Annotated in this window: 14 protein-coding genes and 1 tRNA gene; 3 read left to right on the plus strand and 12 right to left on the minus strand. The window is 62.7% G+C overall.

Translation table 11 applies throughout. The features are described 5' to 3' along the window. Positions 1–957: InlB B-repeat-containing protein (locus JFN91_RS19715; RefSeq protein ID WP_199390860.1), on the plus strand; the 957-nt coding region annotated here is incomplete at its 5' end. 89 nt (positions 958–1,046) lie between these two features. Here JFN91_RS19715 and JFN91_RS19720 read toward each other — a convergent pair. From JFN91_RS19720 to JFN91_RS19735, 4 genes are all read right to left on the minus strand, one after another. Further along, complete coding sequence (locus JFN91_RS19720; protein ID WP_199390861.1) at positions 1,047–1,385, minus strand: zinc ribbon domain-containing protein YjdM; 339 nt, start codon at positions 1,383–1,385, stop codon at positions 1,047–1,049. Positions 1,386–1,465: 80 nt separating this feature from the next. Next, a tRNA-Gly gene (locus JFN91_RS19725) sits at positions 1,466–1,540 on the minus strand. A gap of 150 nt (positions 1,541–1,690) precedes the next feature. Continuing rightward, positions 1,691–2,068: a response regulator gene (locus JFN91_RS19730; RefSeq protein ID WP_199390862.1), complete on the minus strand. Its 378-nt coding sequence runs from the start codon at positions 2,066–2,068 to the stop codon at positions 1,691–1,693. A 66-nt stretch (positions 2,069–2,134) separates the two neighbouring features. Next, the gene (locus JFN91_RS19735) at positions 2,135–2,701 is read right to left on the minus strand and encodes a class I SAM-dependent methyltransferase (protein ID WP_199390863.1); all 567 of its coding nucleotides are present in this window, start codon (positions 2,699–2,701) and stop codon (positions 2,135–2,137) included. A gap of 417 nt (positions 2,702–3,118) precedes the next feature. On the opposite strand from JFN91_RS19735, the gene JFN91_RS19740 reads away from it, so the two are divergent. Both JFN91_RS19740 and JFN91_RS19745 read left to right on the plus strand, forming a co-directional pair. Then, a complete protein-coding gene (locus JFN91_RS19740; RefSeq protein ID WP_199390864.1) occupies positions 3,119–3,397 on the plus strand; it encodes a ribbon-helix-helix protein, CopG family in 279 nt (92 codons plus the stop codon). Positions 3,398–3,423: 26 nt separating this feature from the next. After that, complete coding sequence (locus JFN91_RS19745; RefSeq protein WP_199390865.1) at positions 3,424–4,392, plus strand: Tim44 domain-containing protein; 969 nt, start codon at positions 3,424–3,426, stop codon at positions 4,390–4,392. A 134-nt stretch (positions 4,393–4,526) separates the two neighbouring features. Here the strand turns inward: JFN91_RS19745 and JFN91_RS19750 are convergent, their stop codons facing one another. From JFN91_RS19750 to JFN91_RS19785, 8 genes are all read right to left on the minus strand, one after another. After that, on the minus strand, positions 4,527–7,508 hold the full coding sequence (locus JFN91_RS19750; protein ID WP_199390866.1) for an ATP-binding protein: 2,982 nt from the start codon (positions 7,506–7,508) through the stop codon (positions 4,527–4,529). Between the two features lie 117 nt (positions 7,509–7,625). Then, complete coding sequence (locus tag JFN91_RS19755) at positions 7,626–9,734, minus strand: chemotaxis protein CheA (protein ID WP_199390867.1); 2,109 nt, start codon at positions 9,732–9,734, stop codon at positions 7,626–7,628. Then, positions 9,731–10,093 carry an STAS domain-containing protein gene (locus JFN91_RS19760; RefSeq protein ID WP_199390868.1) on the minus strand — a complete coding sequence of 121 codons (363 nt, stop codon included), beginning with the start codon at positions 10,091–10,093 and terminating at the stop codon, positions 9,731–9,733. Before JFN91_RS19760 ends, JFN91_RS19755 begins: the two co-directional genes overlap by 4 nt. A gap of 51 nt (positions 10,094–10,144) precedes the next feature. Next, a complete protein-coding gene (locus JFN91_RS22425; protein ID WP_199390869.1) occupies positions 10,145–13,849 on the minus strand; it encodes an MCP four helix bundle domain-containing protein in 3,705 nt (1,234 codons plus the stop codon). A 64-nt stretch (positions 13,850–13,913) separates the two neighbouring features. After that, positions 13,914–14,510 (minus strand): MBL fold metallo-hydrolase, encoded by a 597-nt coding sequence (locus JFN91_RS19770; protein WP_199390870.1) that lies wholly within the window; start codon positions 14,508–14,510, stop codon positions 13,914–13,916. 3 nt (positions 14,511–14,513) lie between these two features. Beyond that, complete coding sequence (locus JFN91_RS19775; RefSeq protein ID WP_199390871.1) at positions 14,514–15,122, minus strand: CheR family methyltransferase; 609 nt, start codon at positions 15,120–15,122, stop codon at positions 14,514–14,516. Positions 15,123–15,675: 553 nt separating this feature from the next. After that, complete coding sequence (locus JFN91_RS19780; protein WP_199390872.1) at positions 15,676–17,289, minus strand: ammonia-forming cytochrome c nitrite reductase subunit c552; 1,614 nt, start codon at positions 17,287–17,289, stop codon at positions 15,676–15,678. Between the two features lie 493 nt (positions 17,290–17,782). Further along, on the minus strand, positions 17,783–19,399 hold the full coding sequence (locus JFN91_RS19785) for a response regulator (protein WP_328747689.1): 1,617 nt from the start codon (positions 19,397–19,399) through the stop codon (positions 17,783–17,785). Positions 19,400–19,565 lie beyond the last annotated feature (166 nt).

The raw sequence follows: 19,565 nt of genomic DNA on the forward strand, positions 1-19,565 counted from the left end.
ACCGGGGGCAACGGTTTCACTTCCTCCGCCAATCCCCTGGTGCTGACCGGTGTGACCGGGAACATGGCGCTAAGCGCGGCCTTCGGCATCAACAGCTACACCGTGAGCTACACGGCAGGCGACCATGGCACGCTCACCGGGACGGCAATGCAGGCCATCGACCATGGCGGTAGCACCACGGCCGTCAGCGCCGTCCCGGCGACCGGCTACCATTTCCTCGGCTGGACCGGGGGTAACGGTTTCACTTCCTCCGCCAATCCCCTGGTGCTGACCGGTGTGACCGGAAACATGGCGCTAAGCGCCGCCTTCGACATCGACACGCACCAGGTCACCCCGGCAGCTGCCGTTCATGGAGTGATCACCCCGGCGACGGTGCAGGCCGTAGAGTACGGTACCGTGGCCAGTTTCACCCTGTCGCCTGATACCGGCTACCGCATCGCCTCCGTCAGCGGTTGCGCAGGGACGCTCACCGGTGCGACCTACGCCACCGCCCCGGTTACCGCGGACTGCACCGTCGCCGTCAGCTTCACTGCCATTTTCTACCCCTTGACCGCCACCAGCGCCGATGACAGGGGGACCATAACCTGCCCGGCCGAGACCATCCACGGCGGGAGCGCCACCTGCACCATGACGCCCAAGGCAGGCTTCCACCTGGCCACCCTCTCCGACAACGGCAGCGACTGCCTGGGCCAGGTCGCCAACGGCAGCTACGTGCTAAAGGATGTGACCGCCGCGCACACCGTCGCGGCCGGCTTTGCCGCCAACAGCTACACGCTCACCGAGGTGCAGGCGGCCTACCGGTCCATGGTGGGACAGGGGCAGCTTTCCGACGCAGATAAGGGATTCTTCGATGTCGCACCGCTGGGTGCCGATGGAAGGCCTGTTCCCGACGGCACCATCGACGTCGCGGATCTGATCATCATGCTGCGCAAGCTGGTGGGGGCGGTGAACTGGTAGGGATGCGGGATGCAAAAAACCCCGGAGAGGGCGGGCCTCCGGGGTTTGCAAGTTGTTGACGCGGGGGATCGGATGATCCCCTTCGTCGTTTATGCTTTCTTCACGTACTCCGACTTCAGCTGCATGGCGCCGATGCCGTCGATCTTGCAGTCGATGTCGTGGTCACCGTCGACCAGGCGGATGTTACGCACCTTGGTGCCGACCTTGACCACCAGCGAGGAGCCCTTGATCTTAAGATCCTTGATCACGGTGACGGCATCGCCGTCCTGGAGCTGGTTGCCGAAGGCGTCACGCACCACGGTGTCGGCCGGCGCTTCCTCCGGCGCCGCCTGGGGCCACTCGTGGCCGCACTCGGGGCAGACATAAAGCGCGCCGTCTTCGTAGGTATACGCGGAACTGCAGGAGGGACATTTTGGGAGGGTGCTCATAGCGACTCCTTGTGAAGCGTAAAATAGGATCGAAACGAAAAACCCCGACAGCCTGTGCGGCCGCCGGGGTCTGAAATTTTTGGAGCGGGAAACGGGGTTCGAACCCGCGACTTCAACCTTGGCAAGGTTGCACTCTACCACTGAGTTATTCCCGCTCAGCAGAGATCCGTTTTATAGCAAAACCGCCTGGACCAGTCAACCCAAAAATCTGTCTTGGCCGGTATTTTTTTTCGCCGTCTAAAAAAATAACGCTGCGTCGGTGTTTTCCGCGGATCTGCTCTGCTGGCGGCTTCGCGTCCTGCCGGCTACTTCCCCGTGAGCAGTTTCCGGATCATTTCGTAGATCTCCTTGGGGACGAAGGGCTTCATCAGGATCCCCTTCGCTCCGGCGTCGAGAGCAGCCTGGGTGTCGCAGTCGAAATCGGAGGCGCTCGCCACCAGCACCCGGGCGTTGGGGTCCAGGGCGAGCAGGTCCCTGGTGGCTTCAATGCCGTTCATGTCCGGCATGTAGATGTCCATGATCACGATATGCGGGCGCAGGGCGCGGTATCTTTCCAGGGCCTCGGCACCGTCACCGGCCTCGCCGACCACGGTGAAACCGATCTTTTCCAGCAGGGCGCGCAGCACCTGGCGGAAAAACAATTCGTCATCGACGATGAGTATCCTGACGTCCTTCAAAGCCATGCAGACCTCCGCACGCTGGTTTAAGTCTCATTTAGCATCCTCTTATACTTTTTTTACACTTAAAAGTCAAAAATGCTGTCTAACTTTTTTAACTTCTGCCAGACGGTACAGTGCTGCCAATGCATGACTGCTGTAATAGTGACAGATGCGCTCGAAACCAAAAGGAGCCAACTGCCTGTCAAGCTCGTCATGGCTGTAGCTCTTGGCACCGCCGTCGCAACTGTAATAGTGCTGCAGGACCGACCCGCAGGCTGGTTCCTCCTCCCTGCTGTTAACCTCGATGAGAAACAGTCCGCCCGGGCGCAGGTTGGCCACGACGTTGTCGAGATACTGCTTTTTCCGGCTGCGGGTAGCGAGAATATTGAACACGAAAGTGCACACGACCAGGTCCACGGCCAGCTTCGCCTGGGCCAGTTCCCCGACGGTCAAGAGTCCCGCCAGCTGCCCCGCCTGGGGATGGGCAGCAAGCGCCTTGACCCGTTCCGGCACATCGGCCGCGTAAACCTGGAACCCCTCCTCGGTGAGATAGAGGGCGTTGCGCAAGAGTCCCGCACCGTAGTCGAGCACACTGTGCACCTGGGCGAACCTGAAATAGCGCGCGTATCGGGTCACGCTGCTGGCTGGTCTGATCATGTCGGTCTCCCAGACATGCCGCTGCTGTCGCAGGCCTGCCGGGCATGCGGCAGGACGTGGGGTTTTGCAACCGGACAATTGTATAGCAATCCAGCAAAAGATTAACCAACGCCAATGTAATTTCCGGCGTCGGCGCCGTTTACGATTTTTTGCAAAAATGGGTTGACAGCAGGCAGGGGCATTATTATTATCATGCCCTGTAAAGGGGAGTAGCTAGCGGCTGGAGAAATGGCCGACCTTTGGTTCGTCAAGACGGTGGTGACACCCGGGCCCGAGGATAATTCATCTAACAGCAAGACCTTTACCTGTAGCGAGTAGTCGCCCCGGGTAAAGGTCTTTTTTTTTACCGTCACAGGCGCCGTCGTGCTGTGACGGCGCCCTTTGCCAACGGGTAATCACCCGAAAGGAGAGGAAAATATGGAACAGAAACAATACATGACCCAGGTGAAGAGGAAATCGTCGAGAAAGAAAAAGGAGAACAGGGAGCCGGTACTGAAGAATGTGGTATCGCTCAGGGTGAGCGACCAGGAGAAACGCCTGCTGGAGCGCCTCACCAAGGCTACCTCGCTCAACGTATCGGACCTGGTGCGCGAGGCGATCGGCTTCTGGCTCACCAAGGGAATCCGCAAGGGACGCATCCGGGGCAGTTCGACCGGAAAGATCCCCATGCAGCCGCTGCAACTGGCAGGCAACTGAAACAACCACCACACAGGAGAAACCACATGAAACGCAACTTCGCCAAAGCCTTTGCACTTTTCGCCGCAGTCCTGATGCTGAGCGCTACCGTGCTGGAAACCAGCGCCCATGCCCGCGCCGCCGGAGGCCGCTCCATCGGCAGCCGCGGCTCCCGCAGCTACTCGACACCCGGGACGACCTACCGCCAGTCCACCCCGTACCAGCAGTCGGCGCCCTCGCCCATGGGGCAGCCACAGATGCAGCAGCCCTCGGCCGGGGGAGGCTTCCTGCGCAGCATGGCCGGCGGCATCGCGGGCGGCCTTCTGGGCGGCATGCTCTTCAGGGGGCTTGCCGGCGCGGGCGGGGCGGGATACGGCGGCGGTGGCATCGGGCTGTTCGAGATCATCCTCCTGGCCGGCATCGGCTACATGATCTACCGCATGGTGCGCAGAAAGCGCGGCAACACCCCGCTGCAAAGCGTATCGACCGGCTACGGCTCGCAGGGGTACGACGGCTACCAGCAGCAGAGCATCCCCGCTTCCTACCGCGTCGAGGAACCGGTCGGGGGCGACCTACATGCCGGGCTGTCGCACCTGCGCCAGATGGACCCCGGTTTTGACGAGGGGCGCTTCAAGGACCAGGTGATGGATAACTTCTTCAGGATCCAGGGGGGATGGATGAACCGCGACCTGCAGGCGCTCTCGCCGCTGCTCACCCCGGAGATGCAGGGGGTCTTCCGCGAGGATATCGAGCGCCTGCTGCGCGAGGGGCGGGTGAACCGGCTGGAGAACATCGCGGTGCGCAGCGTGGAGCTGGCCGAGGTGTGGCAGGAGGCGGGGCAGGACTACGTCACCGCCCTCATCTATGCCAACCTGCTCGACTACACCACCGACGAGCGCGGTACGGTGCTCGAGGGGAGCAAGACCGAGCCGGTGAAATTCGAGGAATACTGGACCTTCACCAGGCCGGTGGGGAACAATCCCTGGCGCCTGACGGCGATAAATCAGAAAGGCTGAGAAACGAGCTCCAGGTTGAGGTTAAGGTTGAGCAAAACCTGAACCTGACACAGCGTCACGGCTGAGGTCAACGATGAACAAAAACGGGCACCCGTCTCTGGGGTGCCCGTTTTTGTTAGATGCCTTCCTCAACCTCAACCTTGTCCTGCTCCTGCCCTTCTATCCAGCAACTCCCTGACCTTGTGCAAGAGCGTCATCGGCTGTACCGGCTTCATGATCAGCTCCACGTTGTCGTCGAAGACGCCCCGCGTTTTCATGAAGTCGGCGGTGTAGCCGCTGGAGTAGAGCACCCTGGCGGCCGGGTCGATCCTTTTGATCTCGTCGAAGGCCTCCTTGCCGTTTTTCCCCGGCATGATCACGTCCATCAGGATCAGGTCGATCCTGCCGCGGTGCTCCAGGAACTTTTCCACGCAATCGTTGCCGTCCATGGCCAGCACCACCTGGTAACCGTACTTCTTGAGCAGCGACTCGACCAGCCCCCTGACGCCGGCGTCGTCCTCAGCCACCAGAATGGTCTCGGTCCCGGGCACGGGTGCGGCCCGATCGGGATCGGAGGCGTCCGCACCCGCCCCGGAGGACGCCTCGGGGAGATAGACCTTGAAGGTGGTCCCCTCCCCCGGCTCGCTGTAGACGTTGATGAACCCCTTGTGCTGCTTGACGATGCCGTACACGATGGACATGCCCAGGCCTGTCCCCTTGCCCACTTCCTTGGTGGAGAAGAACGGTTCGAAGATCCTGTCGCGGGTGGCGCGATCCATGCCGCTGCCGGAGTCGGAGACGATGATGCAGGCGTAGCGGCCGGGCGCTCCGTACCCCTGGGACCTGGCATAGGCCTCATCCACCTGCTGCCAGCAGGTCTCGATGGTGAGGGTGCCGCCGTCGGGCATGGCATCGCGGGCGTTGGTGGAAAGGTTCACCAGGACCTGCTCCAGCTGGCTGCCGTCGGCCAACACGTGCAGCGGCTCCGGGGCGGGGGTGAACTGCAGGTCCACGTCCTCGCCGATGATGCGCAAAAGGAACTTCTGCACCTGCCCCACCAGCGCGTTCAGGTCCTGGGTGCGCGGGTTCATCACCTGCTTGCGGCTGAAGGTGAGCAGACCGCGGGTGAGTTGGGAGCCGCGCTCGGCGGCCGCGATGATCTGCCCCACCTGCTCGTGCTGCAGCGCGTTGAGCGAGCCGTCCAGGTCAAGGAAGTTGCCGTACCCCACGATGACGGTGAGGATGTTGTTGAAATCATGGGCGATCCCCCCCGCCAAGTGGCCGATCGCCTCCATCTTCTGGGACTGCCTGAGCTGCTCCTCGAGATGTTTCTTCTCGGTCTGGTCGCTGATCACGCAGGCGATCCGGGCGTTGCCCCCTTGTTCCTCCACGGGGGTGTAGGTCACCGTCACCGTCCGCACGCCCCGCTCCGGGAAGGATCGTTCCATGTCGAAGCGCACCGACTGCCCGGCCAGGCAGGCGTCCAGGTGGTGCCTGATCTGGGCGAAGAGCTCCTCCCCGGCCACTTCGGCCACGGTCCGCCCCACCACCTGTTCGGTAGTGAGGTTGTGATAACGCAAGAAGGCGCCGTTGGCCATGCGGTAGCGGTAGTCGCGGTCCAGGACGCAGATCAGGTCCCGTGAGCACTCGATCACCTTGAGGTACTCGAGCAGCAGCTCCTCGGAGCGCTTCTTCTCGGCGATGTGCTGCGCCTGCTGGGCATTCTGGTCCGCCAGCCGGGAAAGCTGGTGCATCGCCTCCAGCTCCTGGGCGGCACGGGAGCTGGCAATGCCGAGCAGCGTCTCGATGAGGGGCGAATTGCGTAGCGGCGAGCGGCTCATGACACCGAGCAGGCCGATCCCCTCCCCCTGCGAATCCCAAAGCGGCACCGCCGCGTACCCCTCCACCGCCATGGTGCGCAGAATCTCATCCTCCGGGAACAGCTCCGTCACCCCCTGCGGGTAGACACAGATGCTCTTGCCGACCACGTTGTCGCAGGGGGTGCCGGCCAGGCGGTAGGTGATGTCGGTGCAGCCCCCCGAGCGGGCATAGAAGCCGTGGGTGCGGGCCGAGCGTCTATCGGGGGTAAGTTGGGCGACGAAGGCGTAGTCGGCGTCGAGCGCGCCGGCGAGATAGCGGTTGATGCCGTAGAGAAGCTCATCGGCGCGTTGCCTGGCGCCGCACTCGTTGATGAAGAACAGGGTGTCCTCGATCATCTTGCGGTCCGCGGCCTGCCTGACCACCTCGCTGGTTTTCTTGCGCACCTGCAGGCGGAGCAGGATGATGAACACGCCGGCGGCGGCCAGGAACAGCACCAGCCCGATCAGGGTCGGGGCCAGCCAGGGGGGCACCACGTGCAGGGAAGCCGCGTCGCCGTGGGACCAGCGCTCGCGCGCCTTGTGATAGGGGGAATCCTGGGTGCGGCGCCAGCTGGCCAGGTAGCTGTCCAAGGTGGCGAGCAGTTGCGGGTTGCGTCCCTTGGCGGTGGCGAGGAAGATATCGAAGGGGTTGAAGATGATGCCGGAGGAGACCAGGCCGTACTGGTACTGCTTGGCGGCGCCGAAGGTGTTGTTGACCACGCCGGCGTCGACCCGGCCGGCGACGATGGCCTGGAAGATCTCTTCGAAGTTGCCGTACTCCACGAAGCGGCAGTTGATGCCGAACTTCTGCACCATGTTGCGGAAGCTCGCGCCGTTGAAGTCCCCTTTCATCACGGCGACCCTCTTCCCCTCGACCTCCTTGATGCTGTTCAGGCTGGCCTTGCGCGGGACGTAGAGCTCCCCCCAGACGGTGAGTAGCGGCACCTTGCCGTAATCGAGGAACTGGGCCCGCTCGCTGGTCCACGCCACGCTGGTGATGAGGTCGACCTCGCCGTTCTTGATCCGGGCTATGCCGTCGGCCCAGTTGCCGTAGACGTACTCGATGCGCCACCCCTCCAGGCGCGCGATCTCGGCGAGGGTGTCCACGTAGAAGCCCTGGATGCTGCCATCCTTGGCCTTGAAGATGCCGGGGTAGAAGTTGAACGCGCCGATGCGCACCGTCTGCTGGGCAGCAGAGGCAGGGGGAATCTGGAAGGCGAGCCAGCCGGGCCAGAGCAGGGCCAGCAGGATGAAAAGGCGTCCGATAACGCGCTTCACATAAACTCCAGAAAACGATTGCCTGGTACAGAGGCGAAAACACTGGGGAGCGAGCAGGGAAAAAAGTGGCTTATAGTACACAAAATCATCATGGTTGTCCAGCCACAGTCACAACAGTCACGTCTCACCTTCCGCCGCCTTGAAGATGGCGGGGATGTCGAGGATGAGGGCCACCGAGCCGTCGCCCAGGATGGTGGCGCCGGACATCCCCTCGACCTGCTGGTACATCCGCCCCAGGGATTTGATCACGGTCTGGTGCTCGCCGATGACCCAGTCCACCACGAGCCCGACCCGTTTCCCCTCCAGCTGGCAGATGACCACCTGCTGGATGGCGGGGGCGTTGCCCTGGATGCGGAACATCTTCCTGAGCGGCACGTACGGCACCAGCTGCTCGCGCACCATGAGCAGGTCGCGGCCGTGCCCCAGTGCGATCTCCTTCTCGGTAAGGAGGATGCACTCGTCCACCATGGCCAGCGGCATCACGAAGCGGTCCTTGCCGATCTGCACCAGGAGGCTCTCGATGATGGCCAGGGTGAGCGGGATCTTCAGCGTGATGCTGGTGCCCCGGTCCGGCTCGCTCTTCACGTCGATGCTGCCGCGCAGCCCCTCGATGGCCTGCTTGACCACGTCCATGCCGACGCCGCGCCCGGAGACGCTGGTGACCTTGGCCGCCGTCGAGAAGCCGGGGGCGAAGATGAGCTGCCAAATGTCGCGGTCGGGCAGGTCCGCGCCGGCCGGGATGATCTTGCGCTCGATGGCCTTGGCCCGGATGGCGTCGACGTTCAACCCGGCACCGTCGTCGCGGATGGTGATCAGCACGCTGTCGCCGGAGTGCACCGCGGCGAGGTGCAGGCTGCCGCTTCGGGGTTTCCCCTTGGCCAGGCGTTCCTGCGGCGTCTCCACGCCGTGGTCGATGCTGTTGCGGATGATGTGCACCAGGGGATCGTTCAACTTCTCGATCACCGTCTTGTCCAGCTCGGTGTCGGCCCCCTCGGTGGTCAGCTCGATCTCCTTGCCCAGTTCCGCGGAGAGGTCGCGCACCAGCCGCTTGAATTTGGAGAAAGTGGCGCCGATGGGGAGCATCCTGATGTCGAGGGCGTTGTCGCGAAGATCGTTGGTGAGCCGCTCCACCTCTTCGGCCACCGAGACCAGCTCGCTGTGCCGCTTCAGCTCCTGGGCCACCAGGGAAAGGCGCGCCTGCACGGTGACCAGCTCGCCGACCAGGTTCACCAGGAGGTCCAGCTTGTCGGCGCTGACCCGGATGCTGGAGGCGGCCTCCTGGGTCTGGGTCTGCGCCTGCCGTTCCTGGCGCATCTCTTTGACGTGCTGCTGTTCCACCAGGGCCGAGGTGATGGTTGCGGCGTTGACCAGTCCCGCCTCCAGTGCCAGCTCGCCGAACTTCTTCTGTTTGCCCAGCAGTTCGTCCATCTGCTGCGGCGTCAGGTCGCCGCGCTCGATGAGGATCTCGCCCAGTTTCTTGTAGCCGCCACCAGTCTCGTTCATGGTGCCGTCGTCGACGACCGTGACAGTCAGTTCGCAGGAGTCGGTGACGAAGATGAAGACGTCATCGATGGAGTCCCTCCCCGCGCTGGTAGAGAGGACCACGTCCCAGTACAGGTAGCAGCGCTCCGGGTCGAGCGCGTCCAGGGGCTGCATGTCGCAGGTGTTGGCCACGATGCGGCATGGCCCCAGGTCCTGCAACTCGCGCAAGAGGCTCAGCGGATTGACGCCGTTGGCGAAGATGCCGCCTTCCGGCTTGAAACGGATCCGGTAGGTCACCATGGGCGCGGCCGGGTCGGCCTCCTCCCGCGCTACCGTGAGCTCCGGCGCCGGTGCTTCCCCCTCCGGTCCGGGGACCAGGGCGCGAAAGCCCCGGATCACCTCTTCGTTGCGCTGGGCATCCGCCGGCTGGCCGCTTTCGGTAGCCTCCAGCATGGCGAGGATGCGGTCCCGCGCCGCAAGGCTCAGATTGACCAGTTCCTTGCTCACCGCCAGTTCGCCGTTGCGCACCAGGTCGTACACCGTCTCCACGTTGTGCGTGAACGAGGCGATGTCGTCGAAGCCGAACATGGCTCCCGACCCCTTGATGGTGTGCATGGTCCGAAACACCCGGCCCACCACGCCGAGATCCTCCGGATTCTCCTCCATCTCCAGCAGCGCCTCTTCCAAATCCGCCAGGAGTTCCCTGGCCTCGTCCTTGAACGCCTGGGCAAAAGCGTCACTCATAGCGTCACCATGTCCGTTTCGATGCGCCAGAAGCAGGTGCCGTCATCATCCTGCACGCATCCCTTGAGCCGCGGCATCCCTGCCACCTCCGCTATGGCCGCCAGGGCCTCGTTACGGCCGGTTACCGTGCAGGGTATCCCCCGGTCGACCGAGGTCCTGTGGCAACTGCACAGAAGCTGCAGTCCGGTCACATCGATGCCGCTCAGCCCGGCCAGGGAGATTTCCACCGGCTTACCCGCCGCAAAGGCCTGCAAAAGGCGCTGCCTGAGTTCGCCGACATTGGCTATGGTCATCTCCCCGGAGAAGGTAACCAGGGTGCGCTCCTTCTTTTTGGATACCTTCACGTCTGCCGCTTCCATACGTCCTCACCTTGAGGGGGCGGCCCGCTGGGCCGCCCCGATCCTTCCTTCTTAGAACCTCTCGAAGTCGCTGTCGCCGTCCATGTCGGCCATGACCAGGTCGTGTCCCATGGCCTTCTTGGTCTGCGCGGCGGACCTCTGCTTCAGCTGCTTGACCTCGCTTTTCGACGCCGACTTGGTCAGTTGCTTGGGCGCCGCCTGGTGCCCCGACGCCGCCATGTCGACCCTGAAGAAGGAGATGGTCGACTGCAGCTGCTCCGACTGCGAGGAGAGTTCCTCGGCGGTGGAGGCCATCTCCTCGCTGGCCGAGGCGTTCTGCTGGATCACCTGGTCCAGCTGCTGGATCGCCTTGTTGATCTGCTGGGCGCCGGTATCCTGCTCCTTGCTGGAGGCGTTGATCTCCTGCACCAGCTCGGCCGTTTTCTGAATGTCTGGGAGGATCGCGGAGAGCATCTCACCGGCGCGCTCGGCGACCTCGACGCTGGTGATCGACAGCTCCGAGATCTCGCCCGCGGCGACCTGGCTGCGCTCGGCGAGCTTTCTCACCTCGCTTGCCACCACCGCGAAGCCCTTGCCGTGCTCCCCGGCGCGGGCCGCCTCGATGGCAGCGTTCAGGGCCAACATGTTGGTCTGGCGCGCGATCTCCTCGATGATGGAGATCTTGCCGGCGATGTCCTTCATGGCCTGCACGGTCTCGGCCACCGCCTTGCCACCTTCCTTGGCGTCGTCGGCCGATTTCACCGCGATCTTCTCGGTCTGCTGCGCGTTGTCCGCGTTCTGCCTGATGTTGGCGCTCATCTCCTCCATGGAGGAGGAGGCCTCTTCGGCTGCGGCCGCCTGCTGCGAGGCCCCTTCCGACATGGACTGGGCGTTGGCGGAGAGCTGGACGCTGCCGGAAGCGACGTTGTCCGCCGCCACCTTCACCTCGGTGACCACCTCGGTGATCTTGCCGACCATGGCCGAGAGCGCGTGGATCAGCTCGTCCTGGCTGCTTCTCTCCTTCAGGGAGACCATCAGGTTGCCGTTGGAGACCTCCTTGGCCGCGTCGGTGATCTTGTTGATCGCCTCGATCAGCACGTTCAGGTTGGTCTTGATCAGGTTGTACTGCCCCTTGTACTCGGTGACGATGGTCGGGGGCATGTCCCCCTTGGCGATGCGGTCCACGTAGTCCGCGGTCACCATGAGCGGGTTGACGATGTTGGTCACCGTGTCGTTCACGCCGGAGACCAGCTTGTTCCAGCCGCCCACGAACAGCGTGGCGTCGGCACGCTTGTCCAGCTCACCATCGGCCGCAGCCTTGATGATGATGTCGGTTTGCTGCAGCAGCTCGTTCATCATCTTCACAACCGCGTTCAGGTTTTCCTTGATGATGTTGTACTGCCCCTTGTACTCGGTGACGATGGCGGGCGGGATGACCCCCTTGGCGACCTTGTCGACGTAATCCGCCGTCACCATGAGCGGGTTCACGATGTTGGTTACCGTGTCGTTCACGCCGGAGACCAGCTTGTTCCAGCCGCCCACGAACAGCGTGGCGTCGGCGCGCTGGTCCAGCTGCCCGTCGGCCGCCGCCTTGATGATGATGTCGGTCTGCTCCAAAAGCTCGTTCATCATCTTCACGACCGCGTTCAGGTTGTCCTTGATGATGTTGTACTGCCCCTTGTACTCGGTCACGATGGCGGGCGGGATGATCCCCTTGGCGACCTGGTCGACGTAGTCCGCGGTCACCATGAGCGGGTTCACGATGTTGGTCACGATGTTGTTGACCCCGACCACCAGCTCTTTCCAGCCGCCGATGAAGAGCTCGGGGTTGGCGCGCTGGTCCAGCTGCCCGTCGGCCGCCGCCTTGACCACCTTGTCCGCCTCGATGAGCAGGTTGTTCATGATGTCGATGCAGTTGTTCAGGTTCAGCTTGATCTCGTTGAAGTCGCCGTTGTAGTTGTCGGTGATCCGCGGCGGGATGTCCCCCTTGGAGATGCGGTCCACGTACTCGGCCGCCACGTTCAGCGGCCCGATCACCGCGTCCAGCGTCTCGTTGACACCCTGAACGATCTTCCTGAAATCACCCTCGTGCCTGGTCGCGTCGGCGCGGGTAGCAAGCTTTCCGGCGACCGCTGCCTGCACCAGCACGTCCGTGTCGGCAATGAGCGCCTTCAGGTTCGCGCGCACCTGCTCGATGGTGTCGTTGATGAAGGCCTTCTTGCCCGGGAACCTCTCCAGCTCGGCCTCGAAATTGCCGCGGCCGAACTCGGCGATGCAGGCCATCGCCTTCTTCTTCACGGCGATGTGCCCGTTGACCATGTTGTTGACACCCGCGGCCATCTGGCGGTAGACCCCCTGGTAGTTCTCGGCCGCGATCTGTACGTCGATGTCGCCCAGGTCGTGCTGGGTGGACATGTTGCTCATGTCCGCGATCAGGGCGTCCAGGGTCTCCATGCAGACGTTGAGGTTGTTCTTGATCTCGTTGAAGTCGCCGTTGTAGTTGTCGGTGATCCTGGGCGGGATGTCCCCCTTGGAGATGCGGTCCACGTACTCGGCCGCCACGTTCAGCGGCCCGATCACCGCGTCCAGGGTGTCGTTGACCCCCGCGACGATCTTCCTGAAGTCCCCCTGGTGCCTGGTGGCGTCGGCGCGGGTGGCGAGCTTGCCGGCGACCGCCGCCTGCACCAGCATGTCCGCGTCGGAGACCAGGGCGTTCACCGCGTCGATACAGACGTTGAGGTTGTTCTTGATCTCGTTGAAGTCGCCGTTGTAGCTGTCGGTGATCCTGGGCGGGACGTCCCCCTTGGAGATGCGGTCCACGTACTCGGCGGCCACGTTCAGCGGCCCGATCACCGCGTCCAGGGTGTCGTTCACGCCGGCCACCACCTTCTGGAAGTCCCCCTGGTGTTTGGAGGCGTCGGCGCGGGTGGCGAGCTTGCCGGCAATGGCGGCGTCGGCCAGCATGTTGGCGTCCGCAACCAGCGCCTTGATGGAATCGACCATCTTCTGCATGGCGGCCATGACGCTGTCTTCGTGCTTTCCTTTCAGGTCGATGGCCACGGTCATGTCGCCGGCGGCTACGCGGGTGGCGATCTCGCCCACCTCCTTGGGATCGGCGCCCAGTTGGCGCTGTACGATCCTGGTGATGAAGAGGCCGAGGCCGATGGCGAGCGCCACGCCCACCGCGATCAGGACCAGCATGATCTTCGTGGCGGTCACGGCCAGTTCGGCGTTGCCGTCGGCGGTGATCTTCGCCTGTTTCAGCTTGCTGTCCACCAGCTTGTCGATGGCGTCCTGCTCCATCCTGGAGTACTTGGCGCCGTCGCCGCTCATGAGGGCCGCGGCCTCGTTGTCGCGGTTGGCAAGCGCCAGGCGCACGATCTGGTCGATGATGGGGTCATAGCCGGCGCGGGCCTGCCTGAACTCCTGGAACATCTTGCGCCCCTCGTCGGTGAGGATGGTTTTCTCGAACTCGCCGGCAGCCTTGTCCAGTTCGCCGCGCAGGGTCTTGATCCGCTCCACCTTGGCCTGTTCCTCCTGCGTCGTTTTGGCGGTGAGCAGGTCCCTCAGGTTGACGCGGATGCGCTGGAAGGAGGTGGAAACGTCCTGCAGTTGCGCGATCGGGATGGTGATCCTCTCGTACAGCTTGCTGTCGGCCGCTTCGATGTTATGGATCTCCCGGATACCGAAGTACCCGATGGCGCCGGCGATGACGGCTATCGCGATGAAACCCGTCATCAGCTTCGTGCTCAGCTTCAAATCATAAAACCACCTCATAGTTCCCTCCTTGTGCCTTGCGTTATCGAACAGTTATGCCCGGTTCTGGCCTGAACCTGCAGCCTCATATCATTTGCGCCGCCAGCACGAGCTCCAGGCTCTGCTGCAGCATCTCGTGCGCCCCCTGCACCACCGGCCGGTCATGGCCGGAATATATGCCCCGGATCTTCAGCTCGCACAGCCTCTTAAGTGCCTCGACGTACTCCCGGCAGTAACTCCCTCCCGGCGCCAGCACCCGGACCTGGGTGTCGCCGGAGAAGAGCACCTGCAGCGAGGGTGCGTACAGGCATACCGAGTCGCCCGAGTGGCCGGGGGTGTGCAGCACCTCGAGGAAGTCGTCGCCGGCCTTGATGAACTGCCGGTCGTGCAGCGTCTCGTCGACCAGGGGGCCGTTGCCGTAGGCGAAAACCCTGCAGCCGAAGGCATCCTTGAGGGCGGCAACGCCGGCCGTGTGATCGAAGTGGTTGTGGGTAAGCACCACCTGCTGCACCGGTTCCTTGCCGAACCCCGTCGACACTTCCCTGATCTCGGCCAGGATGAAATCGTCCACCCCCGGGTCGACCAGGGTGTTGACGTCCTCGATGCGGTTCCAGTCCCCCAGGATAAGGTAGGAGTTGCAGCTGTAGGTCGCCGGACTCTTCTTCAGGGGCACGATCTTCATCAGCTATGCTCCGATCTTCTTGAACAGCTGGGCGTCCGGAACCACCTGCTCGAACAGGTGCGCGACTTCAGGCGGCAGTTTCTGGGTGTTCTCGGTGGCGAGGTAGCCCCCCGGCGCCAGGGTCTGGTGGAACATCTTGAAGACCTCCACCCGCTCGCGGTACTGGAAATGGAGCAGCACGTTCTTGCACACCACCAGGCAGTAGTCGCCGCCGGGAGCTTTCAGTGAGAGGAGGTCGTGGTACTGGAAGTTGACCCGGTCGCGCAGTTGCTGCACCACCCGGTGGTAGCCGGGTTTGTCAGCCGGTTCGAAATATTTCTGGAATAGATCCGCTGGTGTGCGCTGCAGTTCTTCGTAGGGATAGGTGGCCGCCTTGACCACGTCGCCGAAGTTGTTGGCGCTGTCGTAGTCGGTGGCGTCGATGCGAAGGTTCTTGAAGCCGAAGGAGTTCATCTTCTGCGCGAAGATCATGGCGATCGTGTAGGTTTCCTGCCCCAGCGCGCAGCCGGCGTCCCATATCTTGATGCGGCTTCGGCCCATCGCGTAGCCGATCATGTGATCGGCCGCGTACTCCAGTGTGGGCTGGTCGCGCATAAAGAACGTGAAGGCCATAGAAGACTCCTGACAAAGAAATAGAGGTTTGCGAATCGATCAGTACTAAACCTCCTATTGGTGACTTTTATCGGAGCCTCCTTTCATTCCTTGAATGTATCGTTTACATTTTGCGAATTATTTTGCCCCAATGAGACAGAAAGGCCCACCGTTGTGACAGTGCAGCCGCACCGTCTGGTCCAGTCAGGACGTCGCGATATCCCACCTCCGCCTTGCTTCTGCATCCCCTCTCCCTCCGGGAGAGCGAGTAGCGGACGATCTGGTTCCCAAGCTCCAGCTTGGGAACCCCATATGGCGCAAAGCTCCAGCTTTGCATCGGAGGGAAGTTGGAACTTCGGAGAGGCTTTGCGTTCCCAAGGCGGACCTTGGAAACGAGATCAACGAGATCAAGGGGAATACCGACACGGATGGCTAACACAGCCTTTCGCAAAGGGGGGAACATGATGCCGTCGTTTTCGTCAAAGGATGGGCCGCACGTTGGCTCCAGGTAACAAAAAAGCCCCGTCTCCTTGCGGAGGCGGGGCTTTGCTTTTTGCTGCGGCTGCGGGAACCGTTACTTCTTGGGCTCGTCCTTCTTGGCTGCCGCCATGGCGTCGGTGAGGATCTTGACGCCCGCCTTGGAGGCGGCGATGGAACCGGTCAGGGACTCGCGGGCGAGGTCCGGGTTGTGGAAGCCGTCCGAGTTCTCGGCGGTCCAGTATTCCCAGAGCACGTGCGCCTCTTCATGCTTCGCGCGCGCCTCGTCCAGGACGGTCGGTGCGACCCCCATGCGCTGTGCCGCCGCGTAGGTGTCGATCAGCTGACCCAGCCAGTACTCGGACTTGCGCATCTTGCCCTTGATGTAGTTCTGCACCGCGTCGATCTCGTAGCTCTTCTTGGCCACGCTGTCTTTCGGGTGGCAGCCAAGGCAGGCCTCCTTGACGTGGTTCTTGGGACGGATTACGCCGTGGGAGGAGAACTTCTTGCCGTTTTTGTCCTTCTTCTGGGGCATGTGGCACTGGTGACACTGCACGCCCGCCTTGTCGTGGACGCTGCCGGCGTAGGTTTCCGCCTCGGGGTGCTGGAACTTGATCAGGCGCGCGCCGGTCACGGCATGTTTGAAGTCGAAGAAGTTGAGGTCCTGGTAGTGCTTTAAAAGCTGCAGCGAGTTTTTGAGCGGGAAGTGGTTGGTGCGCAGGTCGTCGTACTTCACCGGCTTCGCGTCGCTCCACTGGGTGCCCGCGTTGCAGTTGTACTCGACGTGGCACTGGGCGCACATCATCCTGGAGTCGGTCTTCTGCATGATGCCGATCTTCCTGAAGCCGCGGAAGTCGATCACCTTGAGGTCGGTGGCGCCGTTCTTGGCGAAAATGTTCCCCTTGGGATCCTTCTCGATGGCCTGGATCAGCGCGTCGCGCACCACGCGCGGCTGGGTGCCGTGCGGGTCATGACAGTGCACGCACCCCAGCGGGTTGTTGGTGTCCTTGGCCACGTCGACGATGTTGGAGGTGCGGTCCCACTTCGCCTTGGGATCCTTGTCACCCATGAACTTCCATTTGAGCAGGTGGTCGGAGGTCTTGCACTGGATACAGGTCGGGTTGCCGGCCATAGCGGTTTCAGGGAGCTTCTTGCCGGTGTCGGTCAGGACGTCCCAGGTCTTGCCGGTGGAGGTGACGCCCTGCCACCCTTTTTTGAACTGGAAGCGGCCGCCCTGGAAGCGGTCGACCGCGAACTGGTCGATGACCATGAAGGCATGGCCGCGCGGTTCATCGTGCTCGAAGGTGAAGCCGTGGCCGGCCAGGAGCTTGTCCTGCATCGGCGAGCGCCCGGTGGGGGACCCTTTCTCCTTCCGGGCCGGAGCCTCGTAGTTCACCTCGAAGAAGCTGTCGTATTGCGCCTTGTGACACTTGCCGCACAGCGCCTGGTCGATGAGGGTGACCGGCTTGTTCTTTTCCGGGTCGCTCATGTGGGCGTCCAGCTTGTCGTGGCACACCTTGCAGGAGAGCTTGGCATGCTTGGAGCCTTCCTTGAGCGCCTTCACCTCATCGTGACAGTCGTAGCACTTGGCCCTGCCGTCGTTGGCGAGCTGCACCGGCTTAGTCTTCGCCGCGGTGGTAAGGGCGGGGATCGACAAGAGCGCGATCGCCCCGGCGATTGCCGCAGTTACAGCCACATTCTTCTTGAGCATCGTTTTCCTCCTCTGTGATGGTAGAGATTCCGGCCGACAGCGCCGATTGCAGCCTCGAAATGGGTGTCATTCATGCACGAAACGGTCAGGAAAAGATTTGACGGAAGTCAAATTTGTGGAAATTGCCGCCGACGCACTATTAAAAAAAAATTACAATGCAACAATTGGGGCCAGCACTGACACAACTACCTGCACGCGGCTGGCAACAATCGCATTCTGCCAATGGTCATTCGGCAGGAGGACTAAAAGGCAAAACGCTAAGAGTGTAGCGGCTAAATTATTCTGTGCAAGGAGCTGTTAGTGACTGATATGACTGAGGCGGTAAGGAAATTCGAAGAGTGGAACAAGGATGGGGGCTCTATGAGGATGAAGGGGACAGGCTCCGGCAGGTGCCTGTCCCCCTAGCGGAACGCTCTTTTCAGCTCAGCAAACAAGAGGACAAGCAAGCAAGGGGACAGGCACCTGGCGGAGCCAGTCCCCTCCGCAGCGCGCATCACGCACTAAGCGCGCAGCGCAGCGCCCCCAGCAGCTCTTCGGGCTTGACCGGCTTTTGCAGGTAGGCGCCGCCACCGTACAGCCCCTTTTCGGACATGACGTCGGCGGGGTAACCGCTCATGAAGATGACGGGAAGCCCCGGCGCCAGCTGCCGCAGCTGTTCGCACAGCTCCCGGCCGTTCATGCGCGGCATGATCACGTCGCTCAACATCACCTGCACGCGCCCCTGGTTGTGCCGGTACAACTCCAGGGCCTCGTGCCCGTTGCGGGCCGTGAGCACGCTGTAGCCGTGCCGCTCCAGGAGCAGCCGGGTCATATCCCGCACCGTATCTTCGTCCTCGACCAGGAGCACGGTGCCGCTGCCGGCGCCCGGACGCCCCTCGCTTTCCGCGCGCTCCGCGCTGGGGCGCCCACCGGAGAGGGGGAGGTAGATGCGGAAGCTGGTGCCGCTCCCCAATTCGCTGTGCATGCGGATCGCCCCGTTGTGCTTTTTGATGATGCCGTAGCTGGAGGAGAGCCCCAGGCCGGTCCCCTTGCCCACCTCCTTGGTGGTGAAGAAGGGTTCGAAGATGCGCTCCTGCACCTCCTTTTCCATCCCGGTGCCGTTGTCGGAGACGGTGATCAGGGCGTAGCGGCCCGGAGGGATATCCTCGTCTGCCAGCTCTGCGGTCCCGGTGGAGATCTCGAGGGTGCCGCCCCCGGGCATGGCGTCGCGGGCGTTGACGGCAAGGTTGATCAGCACCTGCTCCAGTTGGCCCCGGTCGGCGACGCAGCAAAGCTCCCCCCCCGACACCCGCACCACCAGTTCGACCTCCTCGCTGATCAGTCGCGCCAGACTCTTGTGCAGTTCCGCCACCAACAGGTTCAGATCCACCGCCTCCAGGTGCACCTCCTGCTTGCGGCTGAAGGCCAGGAGGCTCCGGGTCATCTCCGCGGCCCGTTCCACCGAAAACAGGATCTCCACGGCCATGGCCGCGGCTTCGCTTTCCTCCCCGTTGATCTGGATCAGCGAAGCGTAGCCGGCGATGACGGTGAGGATGTTGTTGAAATCGTGTGCGATGCCGCCGGCCAGGGTGCCGATGGCCTCCATCTTCTGCGACTGCCTGAGCTGCTCCTCCAGAAGCTTGCGCTCGCTCACGTCCTTGATCAGACAGGCCACCCGCTCCACGCGCGCCCCCTCGAACACGGGGGAGAAGGTGACCAGCAGGTCGCGCTTCCCCTTGTCGACGTAGTGGTGGCTGTCCTCGTAGCTCAATTCGTTCCCCGCGAAGCAGAGGTCGAGCTGCGGCTTGACCCGCGCGAAGGTGTCGGCCCCGATCACCTCGGGAAGCGTGCGGCCGATCAGGTCCGGGAACCGGCTTTTGCGGCACTCGCGGTAGGCCTCGTTGGCCATCAGGTAGCGGTAGTCGCGGTCGAAGACGTAGATGAGGTCGCCGGTGCACTCGAAGACCTTGCGGTACTCCATGAGGCGCTGCTGGGCGTGGTTCAGCTCCTGGACCTTCAGCTCCAGCTTCCGGTTCACCTGCACCAGTTCCTGGTACAGCGACCGCTGCTCTCCCTGCACTGGGTGGGTGAACATCCCGTATTCCATCCCCTGCTGATCTGAACCTGGCACTATCCCTCCACGACGAACTTCATTTCATAATCATCAACATTCAGGGCATCATCTTACCCCCTCGCCCCTCGGGAGAGGCGCCCGAAGGGCGGGTGAGGGGCTTTGCCGGCTGCATCCATTTTGCCTCCCGCACCCCCCTCACCCTAGCCCTCTCCCAGAGGGAGAG

It is taken from the genome of Geomonas anaerohicana (assembly GCF_016458305.1).
GTDB lineage: Bacteria > Desulfobacterota > Desulfuromonadia > Geobacterales > Geobacteraceae > Geomonas > Geomonas anaerohicana.

Coding starts and splice junctions, on each gene's coding strand:
- JFN91_RS19760 (WP_199390868.1), bottom strand. CDS start 10,093: ATGGAAGCGGCAGACGTGAAGGTATCCAAAAAGAAGGAGCGCACCCTG.
- JFN91_RS19730 (WP_199390862.1), bottom strand. CDS start 2,068: ATGGCTTTGAAGGACGTCAGGATACTCATCGTCGATGACGAATTGTTT.
- JFN91_RS19745 (WP_199390865.1), top strand. CDS start 3,424: ATGAAACGCAACTTCGCCAAAGCCTTTGCACTTTTCGCCGCAGTCCTG.
- JFN91_RS22425 (WP_199390869.1), bottom strand. CDS start 13,849: ATGAGGTGGTTTTATGATTTGAAGCTGAGCACGAAGCTGATGACGGGT.
- JFN91_RS19735 (WP_199390863.1), bottom strand. CDS start 2,701: ATGATCAGACCAGCCAGCAGCGTGACCCGATACGCGCGCTATTTCAGG.
- JFN91_RS19770 (WP_199390870.1), bottom strand. CDS start 14,510: ATGAAGATCGTGCCCCTGAAGAAGAGTCCGGCGACCTACAGCTGCAAC.
- JFN91_RS19780 (WP_199390872.1), bottom strand. CDS start 17,289: ATGCTCAAGAAGAATGTGGCTGTAACTGCGGCAATCGCCGGGGCGATC.
- JFN91_RS19720 (WP_199390861.1), bottom strand. CDS start 1,385: ATGAGCACCCTCCCAAAATGTCCCTCCTGCAGTTCCGCGTATACCTAC.
- JFN91_RS19755 (WP_199390867.1), bottom strand. CDS start 9,734: ATGAGTGACGCTTTTGCCCAGGCGTTCAAGGACGAGGCCAGGGAACTC.
- JFN91_RS19740 (WP_199390864.1), top strand. CDS start 3,119: ATGGAACAGAAACAATACATGACCCAGGTGAAGAGGAAATCGTCGAGA.
- JFN91_RS19775 (WP_199390871.1), bottom strand. CDS start 15,122: ATGGCCTTCACGTTCTTTATGCGCGACCAGCCCACACTGGAGTACGCG.